This window comes from Burkholderia sp. MSh2 (genome assembly GCF_000731655.1).
Classification (GTDB): domain Bacteria; phylum Pseudomonadota; class Gammaproteobacteria; order Burkholderiales; family Burkholderiaceae; genus Burkholderia; species Burkholderia paludis.
In genome coordinates this window covers 48,536-69,179 of record NZ_JPGM01000013.1, presented here as the reverse complement: position 1 = coordinate 69,179, position 20,644 = coordinate 48,536, and the positions used below count along the sequence as shown (strand labels likewise).

16 protein-coding genes and 1 pseudogene are annotated in these 20,644 nt (G+C 69.6%); 9 read left to right on the top strand and 8 right to left on the bottom strand.

The annotated features are described in order from the left end of the window. The first annotated feature begins 122 nt into the window (after positions 1-122). The gene (locus GQ57_RS10145; RefSeq protein WP_031400768.1) at positions 123-959 is read left to right on the top strand and encodes an AraC family transcriptional regulator; all 837 of its coding nucleotides are present in this window, start codon (positions 123-125) and stop codon (positions 957-959) included. Between the two features lie 125 nt (positions 960-1,084). Continuing rightward, complete coding sequence (locus GQ57_RS10140) at positions 1,085-2,452, top strand: glutamate--cysteine ligase (protein WP_031400769.1); 1,368 nt, start codon at positions 1,085-1,087, stop codon at positions 2,450-2,452. Positions 2,453-2,471: 19 nt separating this feature from the next. On the opposite strand, the gene GQ57_RS10135 is transcribed toward GQ57_RS10140, so the two are convergent. Further along, on the bottom strand, positions 2,472-3,566 hold the full coding sequence (locus GQ57_RS10135) for a 3-deoxy-7-phosphoheptulonate synthase (RefSeq protein ID WP_063934565.1): 1,095 nt from the start codon (positions 3,564-3,566) through the stop codon (positions 2,472-2,474). A gap of 399 nt (positions 3,567-3,965) precedes the next feature. On the opposite strand from GQ57_RS10135, the gene GQ57_RS10130 reads away from it, so the two are divergent. The 4 genes from GQ57_RS10130 to GQ57_RS38150 all read left to right on the top strand — a co-directional run bounded on the left by GQ57_RS10130 (position 3,966) and on the right by GQ57_RS38150 (position 10,198). Further along, a complete protein-coding gene (locus GQ57_RS10130) occupies positions 3,966-4,376 on the top strand; it encodes an acyl-CoA thioesterase (RefSeq protein ID WP_031400771.1) in 411 nt (136 codons plus the stop codon). 28 nt (positions 4,377-4,404) lie between these two features. Beyond that, on the top strand, positions 4,405-5,052 hold the full coding sequence (locus GQ57_RS10125) for a hypothetical protein (protein WP_031400772.1): 648 nt from the start codon (positions 4,405-4,407) through the stop codon (positions 5,050-5,052). Beyond that, positions 5,049-5,612, top strand: coding sequence for a shikimate kinase (locus GQ57_RS10120; protein ID WP_052001222.1), 564 nt, complete (start codon positions 5,049-5,051; stop codon positions 5,610-5,612). The genes GQ57_RS10125 and GQ57_RS10120 overlap by 4 nt, the downstream gene beginning before the upstream one ends. A gap of 719 nt (positions 5,613-6,331) precedes the next feature. Beyond that, entirely contained in the window at positions 6,332-10,198 is a 3,867-nt protein-coding gene (locus GQ57_RS38150; protein WP_081896636.1) for a CHASE domain-containing protein, read from the top strand. 21 nt (positions 10,199-10,219) lie between these two features. On the opposite strand, the gene GQ57_RS10110 is transcribed toward GQ57_RS38150, so the two are convergent. From GQ57_RS10110 to GQ57_RS10080, 7 genes and pseudogenes are all read right to left on the bottom strand, one after another. Then, positions 10,220-10,696 (bottom strand): globin, encoded by a 477-nt coding sequence (locus GQ57_RS10110; RefSeq protein ID WP_052001219.1) that lies wholly within the window; start codon positions 10,694-10,696, stop codon positions 10,220-10,222. Continuing rightward, positions 10,693-11,205, bottom strand: coding sequence for an ATP-binding protein (locus GQ57_RS10105; RefSeq protein WP_160257516.1), 513 nt, complete (start codon positions 11,203-11,205; stop codon positions 10,693-10,695). Before GQ57_RS10105 ends, GQ57_RS10110 begins: the two co-directional genes overlap by 4 nt. 31 nt (positions 11,206-11,236) lie before the next feature. Next, positions 11,237-11,572 (bottom strand): STAS domain-containing protein, encoded by a 336-nt coding sequence (locus tag GQ57_RS10100; protein ID WP_034197777.1) that lies wholly within the window; start codon positions 11,570-11,572, stop codon positions 11,237-11,239. A gap of 40 nt (positions 11,573-11,612) precedes the next feature. Continuing rightward, a complete protein-coding gene (locus tag GQ57_RS10095) occupies positions 11,613-12,794 on the bottom strand; it encodes a PP2C family protein-serine/threonine phosphatase (RefSeq protein ID WP_034197776.1) in 1,182 nt (393 codons plus the stop codon). 474 nt (positions 12,795-13,268) lie between these two features. Beyond that, positions 13,269-14,120, bottom strand: a pseudogene (gene galU / locus GQ57_RS10090) (UTP--glucose-1-phosphate uridylyltransferase GalU); the annotation flags it as partial. A gap of 42 nt (positions 14,121-14,162) precedes the next feature. Further along, on the bottom strand, positions 14,163-16,985 hold the full coding sequence (locus GQ57_RS38145; protein WP_052001217.1) for a WecB/TagA/CpsF family glycosyltransferase: 2,823 nt from the start codon (positions 16,983-16,985) through the stop codon (positions 14,163-14,165). 77 nt (positions 16,986-17,062) lie between these two features. Continuing rightward, entirely contained in the window at positions 17,063-17,761 is a 699-nt protein-coding gene (locus GQ57_RS10080) for a sugar transferase (RefSeq protein WP_052001216.1), read from the bottom strand. A 216-nt stretch (positions 17,762-17,977) separates the two neighbouring features. Between GQ57_RS10080 and GQ57_RS10075 the strand changes: the two genes are divergently transcribed. From GQ57_RS10075 to GQ57_RS10065, 3 genes are read left to right on the top strand one after another with little or no spacing between them, the layout of a single operon-like run. Then, the gene (locus GQ57_RS10075) at positions 17,978-19,825 is read left to right on the top strand and encodes a response regulator (protein ID WP_034197775.1); all 1,848 of its coding nucleotides are present in this window, start codon (positions 17,978-17,980) and stop codon (positions 19,823-19,825) included. Then, positions 19,822-20,229, top strand: a complete 408-nt coding sequence (locus GQ57_RS10070; protein ID WP_034197774.1) for a response regulator — start codon at positions 19,822-19,824, stop codon at positions 20,227-20,229. Before GQ57_RS10075 ends, GQ57_RS10070 begins: the two co-directional genes overlap by 4 nt. Further along, positions 20,204-20,542 carry an Hpt domain-containing protein gene (locus GQ57_RS10065; RefSeq protein ID WP_034197773.1) on the top strand — a complete coding sequence of 113 codons (339 nt, stop codon included), beginning with the start codon at positions 20,204-20,206 and terminating at the stop codon, positions 20,540-20,542. The genes GQ57_RS10070 and GQ57_RS10065 overlap by 26 nt, the downstream gene beginning before the upstream one ends. Positions 20,543-20,644: the final 102 nt, after the last annotated feature.

Below are 20,644 nucleotides of genomic sequence, written 5' to 3'. Positions count from 1 at the left end.
GAGCAAGTGCTGCATGCATCGCATTCCTCTGCTTCGTATTGGTTTGAACACGACATGCATTGTTGGACGCTCCCGGACAAAGCTGATAATGTTGTTTGGACAATAAATAATGAAATCCGGCCATGCCCATCCGAGACGTTGTTCCACCGCGCCCCGTGCAGCGCGCCGACGCCGATCCGAGCGAACGGGCGGACGGCCCGTCGCTGATCGCCCTCTGGGGCGAGGACGACGGCACCAACGCCTACCAGCTCGGCACCCGCGAGGTCGACTGGCACAGCCATCTGCGCGGCCAGGTGTTCTGCGTGGAAAGCGGTTTCGCGCATGTGCGCACGCCGCACGGTTCGTGGATGCTGCCGCCGCATCGCGCCGGCTGGATCCCGCCCGGCGAACAGCACAAGGTCAGCATCAGCGGCGCGTTGAGCGGCTGGAGCGTCGTGATCGCGCCGGCGGCGAGCCGGCGGATGCCGGACCAGCCGTGCGTGATCGCGATTACCGAGTTGATGCGCGCGCTGGTGCGGCGCGCGGTGTCGTGGGCCGACCAGGACCGGCTCGACATCGAGCAGGCGCGCATGAGCGTCGTGCTGCTCGACGAGATGCGCCGCGCGCCGCACGAGCCGCTGCACTTGCCGATGCCGCGCGACCGCCGGCTGCTGCGCATCGCCAACGCGATCCTCGGGCAGCCGCACGACAGCCGCACGCTCGAGGCGTGGGCCGAATGGGCCGGGTTGTCCGCGCGCACGCTGAGCCGGCTGTTCGTCGCGGAAACCGGCACGAGCTTCGCGCAATGGCGCCAGCAGGCGCGCCTGACGCACGCGCTCGAATGCCTGGCGAACGGCGACAGCGTCGCCAACGTCGCGGACGCGCTCGGCTATGCGACGCCGAGCAATTTCATCGCGATGTTCCGCCGCGCGTTCGGCGATTCGCCCGCGCATTACTTCGCAAAACGCAAGCAGCCGTAGCGCGCTCCGGCGCGGCGTCGTGCCGCGCCCTATCACCCCTGCCAGTATTCCGCGCGCATCGACGTCGCTATAGTCGCCGTGCGACCGACCGGTCGGTCGCTCAATATGCCTTGTGGAGGGTGTCGATGTCGAATGCCGTCGGATCGGACAATACGCCGATCGTTTCCGAGCAGCAGCTCGCCGATCATCTGGCCGCCGGCTGCAAGCCGCCGGCGCAATTCCGGATCGGCACCGAGCACGAGAAGTTCGTCGTCGCGCGCGCGACGCATGCGCCCGCCCCCTACGACGGGCCGGCCGGCATCGCCGCGGTGCTGGAGCGACTGCGCGGCGACGGGACGCCGATCGTCGACGCCGGGCGGATCGTCGGCGTGACCGGGCGCGACGGCGCGGCGATCTCGCTCGAGCCGGCCGGTCAGCTCGAACTGTCGGGCGCCCCGCTCGAGACGCTGCACGATACGCATGCCGAACTGCACGCGCATCTCGCGGCGGTGCGCGACGCGTGCGATCCGCTCGGCCTGCGCTGCGCGCCGCTGGGGTTTCACCCGCACCTGTCGCGGGCCGCGCTGCCGTGGATGCCGAAGCAGCGCTACGGGATCATGCGGCGCTACATGCCGCGCGTCGGGTCGCGCGGGCTCGACATGATGCAGCGCACCTGCACCGTGCAGGTCAACCTCGATTTCGCGTCGGAAAGCGACATGGCGCGCAAGATGCGCGTGTCGCTCGCGCTGCAGCCGGTCGCGACCGCGCTGTTCGCGAATTCGCCGTTCCGCGAAGGCCGGCCGACCGGCCTGCTGTCGACGCGCGCGCATACGTGGCTCGACACCGACGAGGATCGCTGCGGCGCGCCGGCGCTGTTCCTGTCGCGCAGCTTCGGTTTCGAGCGCTACGTGAGCTGGCTGCTCGACAACGTGCCGATGTATTTCGTGCGGCGCGGCGACCGCTACATGGACGCGACCGGCTGGACGTTCCGCGACTTCATGCGGCGCCGCGTGCCGCACCTCGAGGGCGAGACGCCGACGCTCGGCGATTTCGCGGACCATCTGACGACGGTTTTTACCGAGGTGCGGCTGAAACGCTATCTCGAGATGCGCGGCGCCGACGTGGGCTCGCCCGCGATGATGGTCGCGCTGTCCGCATTCTGGACCGGCCTGCTGTACGACCCGGCCGCGCTGTCGGAGGCCGAGACGCTGAGCGCCGCGATCGACCGCGGCGCGCTGCTGACCTTGCGTCGCGACGTGCCGCGCGACGGGCTCGATGCATCGGTCGACGGCCGTCCGCTGCGCGCGTTCGCGGCCGATGCGCTCGCGATCGCGCATCGCGGCCTGCGCGCGCGGGCGCGCAGGGATGCAGCCGGCCGCGACGAATCGATGTATCTCGCGCCGCTCGACGAGATCGTCGCGGGCGCGCCGACCCAGGCCGAGCACTGGCTCGCCCGTTTTTCCGGCGCGTGGGCCGGCGACGTGACGCGGATCTACGACGAAGCCGAAATCTGACCGCGCCGTGCGGGGCCGCTCATGCGCAGCACGCGAGCAGCGGCTCCTGCGCGAACTCGATGCCGGACACCGGCGCATGCCCTCGCCGCCGCGCGCGCACCGCGTGCGCGAGCGTCTCGAGCAGCCGTGCGGTATCGGCGAACGACAGGCACGCGTCGGTAATGCTCTGCCCGTAGCGCAACGGGATGCCGGGCACCAGGTCCTGGCGCCCTTCGATCAGGTTCGACTCGATCAGCACGCCGACGATGCGCGTATCGCCGGCCGCGACCTGCTCGGCGACATCCGCGCCCACACCGAGCTGATTCCGGAACTGGCGGCGGCTGTTGCCGTGACTGACGTCGATCATCACGCGCGGCGCGATGCGCGCGGCCGCCATGCGATCGCATGCGGCCGCCACGGCGGCCGCGTCGAAATTCGGCTCGCGCCCGCCGCGCAGCACGACGTGCGTATGCGGATTGCCGGGCGAGGCTGCCGCGCATAGCCGGCCGCCCGCATCGACCGACAGGAAGCGATGCGCGCGCGCGGCCGCGCACATCGCATCGACGGCCACCTGCACGTTCCCGTCGGTGCCGTTCTTGAAGCCGATCGGGATCGGCAGCGACGACGCCAGCTCGCGATGCACCTGCGATTCCACGGTGCGCGCGCCGATCGCCCCCCACGCAACCAGGTCGGCCAGATAGCGCGGCGACAGCGGATCGAGAAACTCGGTCGCCGCCGGCATTTCCGCACCGTTGATGTCGCACAGCAGCGCGCGGGCCGTGTGCAGCCCTGCATCGATCCGCTCGCTGCCGTCCAGCAGCGGATCGTTGATGAGCCCCTTCCAGCCGACCGTCGTGCGCGGCTTCTCGAAGTACACGCGCATCACGATTTCCAGCTCGTCCTCGAATCGCGCGCGCTGCAGCGCGAGCCGCGCCGCATAGTCGCGTGCGGCGTCCGGATCGTGCACCGAGCACGGGCCGACGATGACCACGAGACGATCGTCCGCGCCGCCGAGCACGTCGACGATCGCACGGCGGGTCGCATGAACCGTACGCGCCGCGCGCAGCGTCGGCTGCAGCGCACCGGCCAGATCCACGGGGGACGGCAAGTGCAGCACGGCGTCACGGTTCGTCATCCTGGCGTTTGCATGCATGGGGACTGCCCTCCTGTCGATAATTCGCGGGATTTTTTACTACAGCGCGACTTTATTGAATGCCGCTTTCCAGGCGCAACTGACATATTTACCAGTTTCTAATTCATAACCTTATGAATGACGAATATAAGGCGGAATAAGACAATTGCGGTATTTCAGATGCCTTTTTTCGCATTGTGATAATCGAGATCGCGTACTTTTCAATCGGTAATAACCAGACGTCAAGGGCTGCGCTGGAGCCCAGATGCTACGGGCATTCTGAGCCGGTCGCTATTCGTTCTGATAGTGGCGGCACGATAGGTGTTCGATTAATTTTCGGATGCCTGATAGGCCAATCAGGTACGAATATATAAATCAACCAAGTCATTGCGGAGAGTCACCATGTCGAAGCGTCATTACGAAACGCCCATTCACGTCAAGTATCGCGATACGGATTCGATGGGGCATGTGAGCAGCCCTGTTTATTACGACTATCTGCAGCATTCGTACCTCTGCTACATGTTCGACCTGCTCGGCTTGCCGCGCAGCGAGAAGCTGCCGCACATCATGGTGAAGACGCAGTGCGAATACCTCGCACCGGCGCAGTTCGGCGACAACCTGACGATCCGGTCGAGCATCGTGCGCTTCGGCAGCAAGAGCTTCGATCTCGAGCACCTGATGGAGCGCGACGACCAGACCATCGTCGCGCGCGGCATGTCGACCCACGTGATGTTCGATTACGAGAGCAACACGACGCTGGCCGTGCCGGACGAATTCAAGACGCGGGTGCTCGAGTTCCAGGGTTCGCTGTGATGCGCGCGCGCCATTTCGGGAGCGACACATGAGCGCCGCGGTGGCGCGTGCGCGGCGCCGGATCGGCGCGATCGTCGAGCGCCGCGACGATCGCGCGATCGTGATCGTCCGGCATGCCGCACAGACGCTGCTCGAGCCGGCCGCGCTCGCGCGGCACCATGCACTCGTCAGCCGCCACGAGGACGAGCTGGAGGTGCTGCTGCAGCCGGTCGGCGGCGCACACGACGGCGTGCGGCCGCTGCTCGGGCGGCTGCGGGAAGCCGGCGTGAGCGTCGCGCTCGATGCGGCGACGCTCGATCACGATGCGTCGCTGCTCGAATTCGCGAGCTGGATCATGCGGCGTGCGGCGTCCGGCGACACGGCGGCGCCGCGCGACGATGCGGCCGTGCCGAGCGGCGGGTCGTTCTGCGGCCTGGTGGTGCGCTGGCGCGACCTGTGCAACGGGTGGCGGCTGCCCGGGCGCAGCGAAACGGTCGGGCCTACGTCGCCGGCCATCGTGGCGGATGCGGCCGAGCACATCGCGACCGGCGATCCGGACGAGCCGGTGCTCGGCGCGCTGCTCGACGCCGACGACGCGTCGACCGGCGCGGCCCTCGACACGCTGTCGGACGCGGTGCGGGCCAGGCGCATCTGCATGGCGACGCGGGCCCGCTGGCCGCTCGCCCGCCGGCTATGAGCGCGGTCGTCGCGGCGGCCGGCTCGTGCGCCCTGCCCGAGCGCGTCTTCCTGGTCGGCATGATGGGGGCCGGCAAGTCGACGCTCGGCCGGGCGCTCGCGGTATCGCTCGGCTGGGCGTTCGCCGACTGCGACGACGAGATCGAGCGGCGCACGGGCCGTTCGGTCCCCGTGCTGTTCGACATGGTCGGCGAAGGCGGCTTTCGTCTGCTGGAGACGCATATCGTCGACGAACTGACGCAACGCCCGAACGTCGTCGTGGCGACCGGCGGCGGTGCGGTCCTGAATCCCCGCAGCCGTGCGCGCCTGAGCGAACGCGGCTGCGTGATCTATCTGCATGCGGACCCGGATGCGCTGTGGCGCCGCACGCGCGACGACACGCGGCGGCCGCTGCTGCAGGTGGCCGAGCCGCGGCACACGCTCGCCGCGTTGTACCGGATGCGCGATCCGCTGTATCGCGAATGCGCGCATGCGTTCGTCGACACGACCGCGCATGGCGTCGCGCGCGTGACGGCCGACGTGTTGACGGTGCTGCATGCGCGGATGAATGCGCCGGCGTAACGGTGCGAACGGCGCGCGGATCGGGCGGCCGCGTCCCTGCCCGCGAATCGGCGGCGAGCTACGCAGGTACGGGGCGGACGTCGCGCATCAAGGCGCGTTTTGGAAACGGCGAGTTTGGATTCACGATAAAGCTATTGTGATAAGAAAAGTTATCTTGATGGATCGATATGCTGCGCAATATCCGGCAGATGACAACTGCCCGGTCGATGCCGATACGACGCATTCCGCGTGACTGACGGCCCGCGAACCGGGTGCGCACGGTCGATGGACTGATCGGGATCAGTGATTGCAGGCGTCGCCGCCCGGAAGGCGGGCCGGGTGACGACGCCGCCTTTTTGGCGGGACCGGTCGATGCGACGCGCCAGACGTCGTGTATGGATCCGCCTGCCCGGCCGGCGAAGCGGCGATGCCCTGCGAGTGCAGGACGGCATGCAAACGACCCGACTGTTTCGATCGTTGCAACGATCCGCCCGCCATACGAAGCCGATGCGATTTCCGCGCCGCGTCCATCGTGACGCCGGCAGACGCCGCGTCGTGACACGCGACGACCTCGCACCCAAGCGCCACCTCCGGGCCCCATGGCGGACGCCGTCCGGCAGGCGGTTGATTCGTCCTGCGGACAGTGATAGCTTCCGAACCAGGATCATTGCGCGGCCCTGCACGCCGATTCCCGCTGCCGCATTGGTATTCGCCCGTTCGAAGGGGGGAAATTGAAGCGAATGGTTCGTGTATCGCGGGTGTCGGCGACGGTCGCGGCGATCGTGATCGCGGGACTGGTGTGCAGCCTCCTGGCTGGCCGCATCGTCAGCGTCGGAAACGAGCGCGAGGCCCGTGCCGCGTTCGGCCAGGCCGCGAATGACGCGGCCGACACGATCGTCACGCGCATCGGGCGATACGAATACGGGTTGAGGGGCGCGCGGGGCGCGATTGTCGCCGCGGGCGAAGACCGCATCTCCCGGGAGATCTTCCTCCGTTACAGCCAGACCCGCGACGTCGCGCATGAATTCCCGGGCGCGATGGGTTTCGGGTTCATCGTCCGGGTGCAGCCGCCGGATGCCGCGCGGTTCGTCGAGCGTCAACGTGCGGACGGCGCGGGAAGCTTCGCGATTCGCCAGCTGGCGCCGCACCAGGGCGAGCTGGAGGTGGTCGCCTACGTCGAACCGGAAGCGCCGAACCGCGCTGCGGTCGGCCTCGACATCGCTTCGGAGCCCAATCGGCACGGTGCGGCGCTCGCGGCGATGCGCACCGGCGCCGCGACTTTGACAAGCCCCGTCACGCTGGTCCAGGCCACCGGCAAGGCGCGTCAGTCCTTCCTGTTCCTGCTGCCGATCTATCGTCCGGGCGCCGCGCTTCAGACCGTCTCCGAGCGCGAGGCCGCCGCGATCGGCTGGAGTTACGCGCCGCTCGTCATGGACGAGGTGCTTGCCGATCTCGATTTTCAGCGCAACGGCATCCGCTTGTCCGCCAGCGACGTCACCGCGCCCGGTCGCCCGGTGCCGTTCTACGCGTCCGGCGCCTCCGCGGCGGCCGATGCCGATGCACCCTTTACCGTCGTCACGCAACGCCATGTGTACGGTCGCATCTGGTCGTTCGCGTTCCGCCCGACGCCCGGGTTCGTCGCGGCGCTGCACCAGACCTCCCCCGCCACCGTTGTCGTCGCGGGGAGCGTCGTCAGCGTCCTGACCGCGCTGATTGCATTCGCGCTCGGGCTGGGCGCCGAGCGGCGGCGGCAGGTGCAGGAGGAACGCTCGCGGCTCGCCGCGATCGTCGAGAGTTCCGCGGACTGCATCGTCGGCTTGACGCTCGACGGCATCGTGACGAGCTGGAACAGCGGCGCGCAAGCGATCTTCGGCTACGGCGCGGGCGAGGCCATCGGCCGTTCTCTCACGGCGCTGATCGTTCCGGCCGAACTGATCGACGAAGAACGCGAGTGGCTGTCGGCGATCGCGCGCGGGCAACGCATACCGGAGCGCCACACGCGCCGCCGTCACAAGGACGGCCATCTGCTCGACGTGTCCGCCAGCATTTCGCCGATTCTCGGCGTGGCCGGCCAGGTCGTCGGCGTATCGAAAACCGTGCGCGACATCACCGCGCAGAAAGCCGCGGAAGCCCGCATCATCGAGCTCAACTCCGGTCTCGAGGAGCAGGTCGCCCGGCGAACCGCGCAACTGAACGAGCTCAATACCCTGTTGCAGGCGCAACGTCACGAGCTGGCGGCCGCCCGCGACCAGTTGCTGCTCGCGGTGAAGGCGGCGGAACTCGGCATCTGGACCTGGGATGTGCATGCGGGCACGGTCACATGGAATGCCCGCATGTTCGAGATCTACGGTTTGCCGCCGTCCTCGGCGGGCGAAACGATGACGGTCGAACGCTGGCGGTCGCTGCTGCATCCCGACGATCGTGCGCTGCTGTTTCGCGCGCTCGACGCGATCATCCAGGAACGCGAGACCGACATCGCGCCGTTTCGCATCGTCCGCCCGAACGGGGACGTTCGCCATGTCCAGGCCAATGCGCTGGCGGACCGCGACGACGGCGGCGCGGCCACGCACATGACGGGCACGCACCGCGATATTTCCGCTCAATACCAGCAGGAACGCGACCTGCGCAACGCCAAGGAGCAAGCCGACGCGGCCAACGACGCGAAGTCGGCCTTCCTCGCCAACATGAGCCACGAGATCCGGACGCCGATGAACGGCATCATCGGCATGGCGCGGCTCTGTCTCGAAACCGAGCTGAACGAGGAGCAGCGCGAGTACCTGACGATGGTGCTGTCGTCCGCGCAGTCGTTGCTGACGGTCATCAACGACGTGCTCGACTTCTCGAAGATCGAGGCGGGCAAGCTGCTGCTCGACTCGATCGACTTCAGCGTCCGAGCGACGATCACGGAGACGCTGCGGACGACCGCCTTCCGCGGCAGCGACCGGGAGGTCGAGATGCTGAGCGAGATCGGTCACGACGTGCCCGATTCGCTGGTCGGCGACGCCGGCCGCCTGCGGCAGGTGCTGACGAACCTGGTCGGAAACGCGCTGAAATTCACGGAGCGCGGCGAAGTGCGGCTCTCCGTCCACCTCGAGCGCGCGCTGGATTCGAAGGTCTTGCTGCGTTTCGCCGTGGCCGACACCGGGATCGGCATCGCTCCCGAGCATCTCGCGCATATTTTCGATTCGTTCTCCCAGGGCGACAGTTCGACCACGAGGCGCTACGGCGGCACGGGGCTGGGATTGACCATCTCGTCGCACCTGGTCGCGATGATGGGCGGCCATCTGTCGGTGAAGAGCGCGCCGGGCGCCGGCAGCACGTTCGGCTTCACGCTGCCCTTCGCATTGGGGACGGGGCCGGCGCTCCCGCACCCGCCGCTGCCGCCGTCCCTGCGCGGCGTGCGCGTCCTGGTGGTCGACGACAACGCGACGAACCTGCGTCTGATGAACGACATGCTGCGCAATTTCGGGATGAATCCGGCCTGCGTGGACAACGCCGACGACGCGCTGGACGCGCTGTACCGGCAAGCGAAGTCGGACGAGCCGTTTGCGATCGCGCTCGTGGACGGCCAGTTGCCGGACTGCGACGATTATTCGCTGGCGCTCGAAGTCGCGAGCGACCCGTCGCTGCGGCGGACCTCGGTGATCGTGCTGACGTCGCTGGCCAGCAAGCTCGATTCCGCGACGCTTCGGCAAGCGGGCATCGCGGCGTGCATGACCAAGCCCGTCGACCAGTCGGAAATGTTCAACACGCTCGTCAGGATTCTCGGCGACGCGATCTTCGCGTCGCCGCAACCGGGCCAGGCGTCGCGCGTTCCCGCCGCGGCGACGGCGGCGGCGGTGAAACATCGCCACGCGGTGCTGCTCGTCGAGGACAATCCGATCAATCAGCGGCTGGCGCTGCGCATGCTCGAGAATCTCGGCCATCGGGCGGAGCTGGCGTCCAACGGCCGCGAAGCGCTCGAGAAACTGGCACGGGGCGGTTTCGATGTCGTGCTGATGGATGTCCAGATGCCGGAGATGGACGGGCTCGCCGCGACGCGCGCGTGGCGTGCCCGCGAGCAGCGCGACGGGCTGCCGCGTGTTCCCGTGGTGGCCATGACGGCCCACGCGATGGAGGGCGACCGGGAGCGCTGCCTCGCGGCCGGAATGGACGGCTACGTGTCGAAGCCGGTGTCGGTCGAAGCCCTGGTGCGCGAGATCGACAGGGTGACGGCATCGTTGCCGGATACGGCGCCGACGCTCGACGCCGCGCCCCGTCCCGCGCTGTTCGATCGGCGGATCGCGTTGTCGCAACTGGGCAACGATGCGGCGCTGCTGCAGGAACTGGCCCGGATGCTGGTCGACGGCGCGGCCGCGCAACTGGACGAAATCGACGCCGCCGCCCGGCTGGGCGACCTGCCGAAACTCGCGCGCCTCGCGCACAAGCTGAAAGGCGATGCCGGGACCTTCGCCAGTGCGGAACTCACGGCCCTTGCGCTGCACCTCGAACAGTCCGCGCGACAGGCGCACGCCGATGCGGCGGTGGCCGCGACCGCGGCCGTCCGGGACGGGTTCGTGCGGCTGGTCGACGAGATCAGCCGGACCCTTCTCGCGGCGGCGCCCTGAGCGCGCGCGGCGCGGGGGCGCTCAGGGCCGGCCCGGAGCGCGCCCCGACGCGTCGAGCCCGGCCGCAACGCCGGCCGCCGCACCGTGCGTGGCCATCTGCCGCATGAACTCGAGCCCGGGGGCGATGGTCATCGCCCATGCAATCTCGACCTTGGCGTCGTAATGGTGCGCGTCCAGTTCGCGAACCGTCGCGAGGATCGCGGATCGCCACGCATTGAACATCGCTTCGGGGATGCACAGCCTGGCAGGCCCGTGCTCGATCGCGATGCGTTCGAGGTAGTCCGACGTGACCTTGGTGTGGTACAGGGTCAGCAGATGAAAGAACGACTTGCGGGCCAGTTGCTGGTGGCGCGTCATTTCGGTTTGGGCAAACTTCTCGCGAATGTCGTCCGAGGACGCGAGAAAGTTGTCGTAGAAGCGTTCGAAAAAACGCGCACCGTTATCGTCGCCGGTGACGCGGCGATAGCTTTCCTGAAAGATCTCTTCGTAGTTCGTCACGCTCCCTCCGCGCCGCCGGTCGCCGGATCGTGCTTGACGAGCCGCAACCGGTTGATTCCGAGACGCCGCCGGTACGAGACCGCGTCGACGCATGCGTAAAGAATGCCGAGCCCCATGCCCCGCTCGGGCAGGCGTTCGATATCGGCGGGGTCGAACGCGGGAGTCGGGTGATGCCGGTCGAACAGCCCGTCCGGCGCGGCCTGCCCCGCGTCGAAAAGATCGACGACGATGCGGTGCGGCTGAATGCGCAGCGCCAGCACGATGCCGAAATCGGGATATGCGCCGCGGGCGCATGGCTGCACGGTCGCGGTTCCGCCATGCCGTATCGCATTGGATGCGGCTTCCACGATCGCGAGTTCCAGTTGATCGACCCAGGCGGGCGCCGCCGCGTCGCGACCGCATTCGGCACGCACCCACTGCGCGATGCCGCGCAACGCATCGAGCCGCGCGGGAAAGCGGGCCCGGCTGGGGGGCGCGGAGCGACCGGAGGAGGCCTGTCGGGTAGTCATGCGGAATTCGCGTTCGGTCGGGTGGCCGGTGTCACGTGCGCCAACACGCGCAGGCGGCATCGAAATCGGCAACGATGCGGAACACGCGATCCATGCGCGTGAGCCGGAGCAGCGTGCGGACCGCGTCGGACGCGCCGCACAGGACGATATCGCCCTGCCCGTCCAGCGCCTTGACCCCGGACACCATCGCGCCCAGCCCGCTGCTGTCGACGAACGCGACCTGCTGCAGGTCGAGCACGATCTTGCGTGCGCCCTGTCGCACGAGGTCGAGGAGTTCGTCGCGAATGCGCGGCGCCACGAACGTATCGAATCGCGTGACCCGTATCTTCATCAACGTGATGTCGTCCAGCGCCGTCGTTTCCGTCAACACGATTCCCCCCAGTCAGTTGCCGCCCCGGCAGTCGGCGTCAGTGGACGCGTTTCTGCAGGGCGAGTACCGAAATGTCGTCGTCGAACTCGGCGGATTCCGCGCCGCGCCATTCGTGCAGCCTTTGCCGCAACGCGTCCAGCGTGTCGCGCAGCGGCGCACCGGCGTGTTCGGACAGGAACCGTTCCAGGCGCGCGTCGCCGAACTGCTCGCCGGTCGGGTCCATGCATTCCGTCACGCCGTCCGAATACAGATAGAGCCGGTCGGACGGCTGCAGCGAGAACGGAACGGTGTCGTAGTCGCACGCCTCGATCAGCCCGACGGGAAACCCGCCGTCGCCGAGCCGCGTCACGTGTCCGTCGGCGTTCACCAGCAACGGGTGCGTGTGCCCGGCCTGCGTGAGCCTGCCCTCGCCGGTGCGCGTATCGATCACGCCGTACGCCATCGTGAAGTAGGTGCCGTCGGACAGTTCGCGGGCCAGTTGCGCGTTCATCCGGCTGACGACCGCGGACGGCTCGCGCGGCGCGCTTTCGTCGCTGCGCTCCGATTCCCGGCTCAGCAGGCGGTTGACGATCACCGACAGCATCGCGGCGGGCACGCCGTGGCCCGCGACGTCGATATCGTAGAAGATCACGTGCCTGCCGCCGGCGGCCTTCACGTTCAGCATGTCGCCGGAAAGGTAGGCCGACGGGATGAACAGCCATTCGCAGTCGAGCCCGTCGAACGCCAGATCGGCCGGGGGCAGCATCGACTGCTGAACGGTGGCGGCCGCCTGCAGGTCGTTGCGGATCTGCTGGTACGCGGTGGCGAGATGCCGGTTGCGTTCGGCCAGCGCCGCCTCCAGCGCGATGACGCGCTGCCCGGCGCGCAGGCGCACGCGCAGTTCGTTGACGTCGACGGGCTTGGTCAGGAAATCGTCCGCGCCCGCCTCCATCCCGTCCACGAGCGATTCGGAACCGTCCCGCGCGGTCAGGAGGATGACGTAGATGTACCGTCCGAGCGACTCCTCCCGTATCGAGCGGCACAGCGCCGGGCCGTCCAGTTCCGGCATTTCCCAGTCGCTCACGACCATCGCGATCTCCGGCCGCTCGCGCAGCAGCGCCAGCGCCTGCGCGCCGTCCTCCGCTTCGATGATGCCGAAGCCGAGCTTGCCGAGCGTGCGCGAGAGCAGCAGCCGGTAGTTCGGGGAATCGTCGACGATGAGAACGAGAGGGGGATTCATGGAGCCCGTTCGTTGGGAATGGTGACGGCATGCCCGTGATCGGGCATGGGCCGGCCTTCTGCCGCTGACGCCATGCTGCATGCCGCGGGCCGGCAACGGCACGCGTGGTCGACGCGCCGCCCGGCCGTACCGGTCGCGGGTGCCCGCGCGATGTACCGCGCGCCCCGCCGCGTGCCCCGCGATGGCGGACACGCCCGTATTTTTATAGCAATTGTCCCGGACCATCAAGATGCCGTTCGCCGCGCAACCGGCCGAACGTCGACCGCCCGCCGCGCGCCGGACGGCACGAAGCGGCCGGCCGCGTGCCGTGCGCCGTCACACGACCTCGGGACAGGCGGCTTCGGCCGGGGATGCGGACCGTTCGCCGGCAACCGCCACCGTGCCGCGATCGTCCCGGCCGTCGGCCTGCACGGGCCCGCAGGCGCGGCGTGTCCGGCCGGCCGGGGCGCGGGCGGGCGCGCCGAGGTACGCATCCAGGTACGCGCCGAATTGCGCGGCCACTTCCGGGTGCCGCAACGCGAACTCGACCGTGGCCTTCAGGTACCCGAGCTTGCTGCCGCAATCGAATCGCTGGCCCTGGTACTGGTAGGCCAGCACCTGCTCGTCGGCGAGCAGCGACTGGATCGCGTCGGTCAGCTGCAACTCGCCGCCCGCGCCCGGCCGCAACGCGCGCAAGTGGTCGAAGATGCGCGGCATCAGGATGTAGCGGCCGACGACGCCGAGATTCGACGGCGCGGCTTCCGGCGCCGGCTTCTCGACGATCCCCGACAGCTTGACGATCGAATCGCCGCAGGCCTTGCCGGCGACGACGCCGTACGCGCGCGTATCGGCGGGCGGAATGGCCTCGATGCCGATGATCGAGCTGTGGTAGTGATTGAACACCGTCATCATTTGCCGCATCACGGGCGGCGTGCCGTCGAGCAGGTCGTCGGCCAGGATGACGGCGAACGGATGGTCGCCCACCAGCTTTTGCGCGCACAGCACGGCATGGCCGAGACCGAGCGCTTCCGGCTGGCGCACGAAGAAGCAATCGACGTCGCGCGGCTTGATGCTGCGCACCGCGTCGAGCAGCGCGGTCTTGCCCCGGCTCTCGAGTTCGTTTTCCAGCTCGTAGGACTTGTCGAAGTGATCTTCGATCGCCCGCTTGCCGCGGCCCGTCACGAAGATCATTTCCTTGATGCCGGCCGCCATCGCCTCCTCGACCGCATACTGGATCAACGGCTTGTCCACGACCGGCAGCATTTCCTTCGGGCTTGCCTTCGTCGCGGGCAGGAAACGCGTGCCCAGCCCCGCGACCGGAAAGACGGCTTTCGTTACCTTGAACATGATTCCCCCTTGTGTCGTTGCAACGATGTCGATGTGATCCGCTTACGCGAATTTCAGTCTCAGCGCCGCGATCAGCATGCGGAGCAACTGGAACGGCCGGCGCGTCGCGATGCCGTAGAGATCGGCGGCCGCCTGGATTTCGCTCACGAGCGGATCGTCCGGCGGCAACGCGTCGTCCGGCGCGTCCGGCCCGATTCCGGCGGCCAGTACCGGCGTGTTCAGCCAGCCGGGCGGACGAGCGCCCAGCAACATCTGCCAGTCGCGCGGCAACATCGCCAGCTGGGCGGCGGAACGGGGCCGCGGCCCGATCCAGTTGCGCACGCCGGCCGCGACATCGAGCGCGTTGCCGAACATCGACAGGACCCGGCCGCGGCATTTCCCGTAGCCCTTTCTCGGCACGCGTATCGGGCGCTCGATCCACGCGGCGGACGCGGCATCCCAGCCGGTCACGACGCTTTCGTGCGTCCACACGTGGCCGCCCTCGCGCCCGAAGCGCGTCGCGGCGACGGCAGCGGCGAACGGCGCGAGCAGCGTGGCGAGGGCGAGCGCCGCCAGCCGACCGGGCAGCCCGGCCCCCTGCTGCCCGGTCGGTGCGAGCAGCGGCGCGATCACGGCGTCGCCGCTGCGGAACGCGAGCTTCGCGCGCCAGCGCGCACTGTAGAGGCTCGCCGGCCCGACGACGGCGCCGTCGAGGCTGAGGCCCGGCCCGACGTAGACGCCGGGCAGCACGGTCGTGTCGCGCAGCGACGTGCCGGTTCCGAGAATCACGTCGTCGCCGATCACGACGTTCGGGCCGATCTCCGCGCCCGAACCGATCAGGCATCGTTCGCCGATGAGCACGGGGCCGCGGATCACCGCATCGGGCGCGATCCGGCATTGCGCGCCCCGCCCGCCCCACGCCTCGGCCCGGTAATGCGACGGCATGCCGCCCGCGGCGACGGCCGTCAGCCCGGCGGCTTGCGCCCGCATCCAGCCGGCCATCGAATCGACCCGCACGAACTCGCCGCCATCCGCCATACGCGACGGCAGCGCGCGCTCGAGCAGACGATGCAGCGCGTCGGCATCCAGTGCGACGTTCGTTCGGCCCGCCGCGTCGCGGCTCGCGCCGCCCCAGCCGAGCCAGTGCGTGCCGCCCGCGTCGCGCGGTTCGACCAGGAGCGCCGGGTCGTCGTACAGGCGCGCCAGCGTGGGCGCGCCGGGCACGATCTCGGCATGCCCGACGAGCACGGTGTGGTCGGTCGCGCCGGCCCCGATGCGATACAGCCAATCGTACGGATGGCTGGCGCTGGCGCTCAGATGCAGGTGCAGGTCCAGCCCCCAGCGCTGGCCGTCGCCGACGAGCGCCCGGAAGGTGTCCGGCGCGTCGCTGACGACGAGGTCGACGTGCGAGCAGCCTGCCACCGCCAGGTTCTGCAGCACCTGCTCCAGCGCGGTCGTCGCCCCGACCGGCAGCAGCGCGGCGGGGGTGCCGGCCGGCACCGGGAAATCGTCCGGCGCGGGACGCGTCGCGAACAGGATGCAGCGCCGGCCGGCGCGCACCGTCGGCGGCGGCGCGGCGAATTCGTCGGCGCCGACGATGCGGCAGACGATGCGGCGGCGCCAGCCGAGCTGTTGCAATGCGATGCGCGCCAGGAAGCTTGCGTTGCCGATCAGGTAACGCTTCCACATGCGGCCCGGTTCGATGGCCAGCCGAAACAGCCACTCGCCGCCGAGTTCGCGCAGCCATGCCGGCGCGCGCGGCGTCGCGCCCGACATGAAGTCGAACAGCCCGCCGACGCCCATCGCGACCTTGACGCCGAAGGCGTCGAGATGCCGCGCGATGAACTGTTCCTGCACCGGCACGCCCATCGCGACGAGCAGCAGGCGCGCGCCGCTGGCACGGACCGCGTCGACGACCTCGCGCGCGGCCGTCGCGTCGTGCGGATCGAAATAGCCGTGCCGGCAGCCGGCGATCGACAGGCCCGGGTACTGCTGCGCGATGCGCCCGGCCATCGTTTGAGCAACGCCGGGCTTGCCGCCCAGCAGAAAGATGCCGTGGCCGCTGCCTTCCAGCGCCGCGCACAGGCGGGGAAACAGGTCGGTGCCGTTCACGTTCTGGCGCAGCGGCGTCGACAGCAGGTCGCCGGCGATCTTGATGCCGATCCCGTCCGGCAGCACCAGCGCGGCCCGTCGCAGGATGGCGCGATAGCGCCGATGCCGCGCCGCGACGTTGACGCACGCCGGGTTGACGAAGCAGACCTGGGCCGGCGGCGCGTCGGCGTCGAGCCGGTCTTGGATGCGCGCGATCGCGTCCTGCATCGACAGGTTGTCGAAGCGCACGTCGACGATCGTCACGTCGTCCGGTGCGGCGTGCCGGCCGGCGACGCCGGTCATCAACGCGAGGAGCACGTGACGGACGGCGATGCCGAGGTCGCGGCGCGCGCCGCGATCGCGCAGGTATTCAAGGTCGGCCTGCCATTCGGTCCCGTAGTCGATCAGCGTGCGACGCCGCAGCGACCACAGGCTCATCAGCCCCGGCCGCACCGCGAGCCGCTGCTCGCCGAGCCCGGCGGGCTCCGCGTCGACGCCTGCGAGCGCCCTCGGCCCGACCCACGCCATCTGTCCGCACACGACATTCAGCAGCGCCGGCCACGCGTCGACGCCGAAGCGGGCGCGCACCGGATGCGGGCCCGCGCCGCGGGGCGCCAGCCGCCACATCCTGAACGGGCGCCCGGCCCGGCCGATGCGCGCGATCCGTTCGACACGCGAGAACGGGGCCAGCAGCACGAGCGGCACGGCGAGCAGCAGCAGCGCGAGGCCGGCCGTCACGGCGCCGGCGCAGCGAGCGGCGGCGCGCTCGCGCGCCGCTTCCTGTGAACGAGTCATGGTGTTTCCCCAGAGCAAGGTTGCGGCGGTCGCGGCCGGGTCAGGTTGCCGCCCGCCCGTTCCGCCGACGGAGCCGGTCAGTACGCACCGTGGCCGCGCAGGACGGCCGGCACGGTCTTGCAGAGCAGCTTCAGGTCGAGCGCGAGCGACCGTTCGCGGATGTAGGCGAGATCCATCGTCACCTGCTCCGGAAAGGCGATGTTCGCGCGGCCGCTGACCTGCCAGATGCAGGTCAGGCCGGGCGTCACCAGCAGGCGGCCACGGTCGGACGGCGTGTAGCGCGCCACTTCCCGGGGCAGCGGCGGCCGCGGCCCGACCAGCGTCATGTCGCCGGTCAGCACGCACCAGAGCTGCGGCAGCTCGTCGATGCTGGTGCGGCGGATGAAGCGGCCGATGCGCGTGATGCGGGGATCGTCGGCGCGCTTGAAGGTGACGCCCGCCGCGCCGTGCTGATTGAGGTGGCCGATTTCCGTGCGGCGCCGCTCGGCGTCGACGACCATCGACCGGAACTTCGGAAACGCGAACTCGCGCCCGTGCCGCCCGACCCGGCGCTGCCAGAACAGGACCGGCCCGCGATCCTCCAGCCGCACGCAGATCGCGACGACGGCGAACAGCGGGCCGAGCATCACGAGCGCGGACGACGCGACCGCGATGTCGATCACGCGCTTGACGCACGCGTAGCGGCACGCGTGCCAGCGCCAGGCCAGCCGCGCGACGCGAAGGGCGAGCGCCGCGCGGCGCGGCGAAACGACTGCGAGGTGTGGGTCGAGGGTCATGGCGGGTCTCCTGTATCGGGTTCGATGCCATTGAAACGCGCCGTATCGCCCGAATCGTGACGGATTTGCAAACAGTGCCGCGCCCCGCCCCCCGGGGAGAACCGGGCCGGACAACCGGCACCCGCGGTGGCATAATCGTCCGAGCTTTCGCCGTCGCAGTCCGCCGCGTTGCCCGACCCGCTCCCAAGACAGGGCCGCATCATGGAAGACCACCCGATGACGCCAGATCCGGTCAGCCGTCTCTCCGGCACGCCGCTGCGCGTGCTGGTCGTCGACGACATCGACGCGAGCCGCGCCGCCCTCGCGGCGCTCGTGCGCCGGGCCGGCCACGCGGCGCTCGAGGCAGCGAGCGGCATGCAGGCGCTGGAGCTGAGCCGCGTCGAGCCCGTCGATCTCGTGCTGCTCGATCTGCTGATGCCGGACATGGACGGCTTCGAAGTCACCCGTGCGCTGCGGGAGTCGCATCAGGGCGCGTGGCTGCCGATCATCGTGATGTCGTCGATGCAGGGCGACGACCATTTCGTCCGCGCGATCCAGTGCGGCGCCGACGACTACCTCGTCAAGCCCGTCGATCCCGCGCTGCTCGACGCCAAGATCCGCAACCTGGGCCGCGTGCTGTTCCTGCAAACCCGTATCGCCGAACTCGCCGCGCACAACCGGGAGCTGTTCGATCATGTCGAGGACGCCGTGCTGACGGTCGACCGCGACGAGCGCATCCGTGACGCCAACGCGGCGGCATGCGGCCTCCTCGGCATCGACGCGCTGCCGCCGGACGGCTTGCCGCTCGCCACGCTGGGGGCCTCGATCCACGGCGAACCGTGGCGGCCGGACGCGCGGCGCGCCACCTGCGAGATCGATGCGAAGCGCCCCGACGGCACGATCTTTCCGGCCGAAGTGCGCATGAGCCGCTGGCGCAACGATCCGGCCGGCCGGGTCTCGGTGCTGGTGCGCGATCTCACCGAACAGCGCCGGCTCGAACGCCTGAAGGACGATTTCCTGAGCACCGTGAGCCACGAGCTGCGCACGCCGCTGACGTCCGTGTCGGGCGCGGTCGACCTGCTCGTGGCGGGCGCGGCCGGCGAACTGCCGGCTGCCGCGCAGAAGCTGCTGGACGTCGCGAAGCGCAACGGCGAGCGTCTCGGCCGCCTGATCGACGACGTGCTGGACGTCGCGAAACTCGAGGCCGACCGCGTCACGCTGCAACTGAGCACGCATGCGCTCGACACCCTGCTCGACGAAACCGCTGCCGCCAACGCCGACTACGCGCGCCGCTTCGGTGTCGCGATCGGGCGCGTCGGGCCCGCGTCGGGCGCCATCGTGCGCGTCGATGCCGACCGGTTCCTGCAGGTGATGGCGAACCTGCTGTCGAATGCCGTCAAGCATTCCCCGGCCGGCGCGCAGGTCGACCTGAGGACCGACCGGTCGGGCGATCGCGTGCGCATCGCCGTTCGCGATCGCGGGCCAGGCGTGCCGGACGCGTTTCGCGCGCGCATCTTCGAGAAGTTCTCGCAAGCGGACGACACCGACCGCCGCGTCGGCACCGGCACCGGCCTCGGCTTGCACATCACGCGGGTGCTGATCGAGCGGATGCAGGGGCGGGTCGGACTGACGTCCGCCACCGGGCGCGGCGCCGAATTCCACATCGACCTGCCGTGCTGCGACGCCGAAGGACGGATCGTCCCGATGCGCCGCGTCGCGCCGCGCGTCGTCGTGATCGATCGCGACGCGGCGGCCCGCTCGCGACTCGGCGCCCTGCTGTCGATGCGCTACGACGTCTGCCTCGCCCGCACGCTGGACGACGCCGTCCTGCCCCGCCCGGACGGGCCCGCGCCGGCGCTGGTGATCTGCGATCCGCAGGGGGCGGGCACGGCGCTCGATACGGTGGCCGCGCGCCTGGCGGCCATCGCGGGGCCGGCCCCGGTGCTGCTGTATACCGACGCGGTGCCGGCGCCCCAGGCGCACGCGCTGACGTTCGCGCATCTCGCCAAGCGCGAGGCGGACAACGACATGCTGTTGACGGCAATCGGCCGAGCGATCGGCCCGGAGGGAGGCCCGCATCGATGAACGATACGCTCAGACGGATCCTGTGCGCGGAAGACGATCCGGACATCCGCACCATCCTCGATTTCAGCCTGGCGACGCTCGGCGGCTACGAGCTGTGCCTGTGCGCCGACGGCACCGACGCGCTCGACCAGGCCGACGCGTTTGCGCCCGACCTGGTGCTGCTCGACGTGATGATGCCGACGCTCGGCGGGCCGGAAACGATGCGCGCCCTGCGCGCGCGCCCCGCGTTGCGCGACACGCCGATCGTGCTGATGTCGGCCCGCGCGCTGCCGGACGAGATCGAGGCCCTGCTCGCGCATGGCGCCACCGGCGTGATCGTGAAGCCGTTCGATCCGGTCGCGCTGCCGGACAATCTGAAAATCTACTGGAACTACGCCCATGACCGGCAGGCCGGCGACGCCTGAACAGGACGAACGGTTCGCGGCGCTGAAGCGCCGCTTCGCGCTCGGCCTGGCCGGCCGGCGCGACGAACTGTCGGCAGCCTGGGACGACTGGGCGGCCGATCCGGATCGTGCGCGCGACGCGCTGGCCGGCGGCCTGCACCGCCTGGCCGGCGCGGCCGGCGCCTACGGCTTCGACGCGCTGGGCCGGGCCGCCCGCGATCTGGAGGGCCAGGTCCGCTCGCCGGGCGCCGGCGCCGCGCCGCTTGCGGCCCCGTTTGCCGCGTTGCTGCACACGCTGTCGGCCGTGGCCGAAGCGGCTGCCGGCGAACGCTGATCCTGCCGGGCCTGTTTCCCGCACAGTTCACATTCCGGTGACACTGCGAACGCCGCGATGGCGTCCAATGGGGGCATCCAATCCGACCGACGCTTCGTCGAA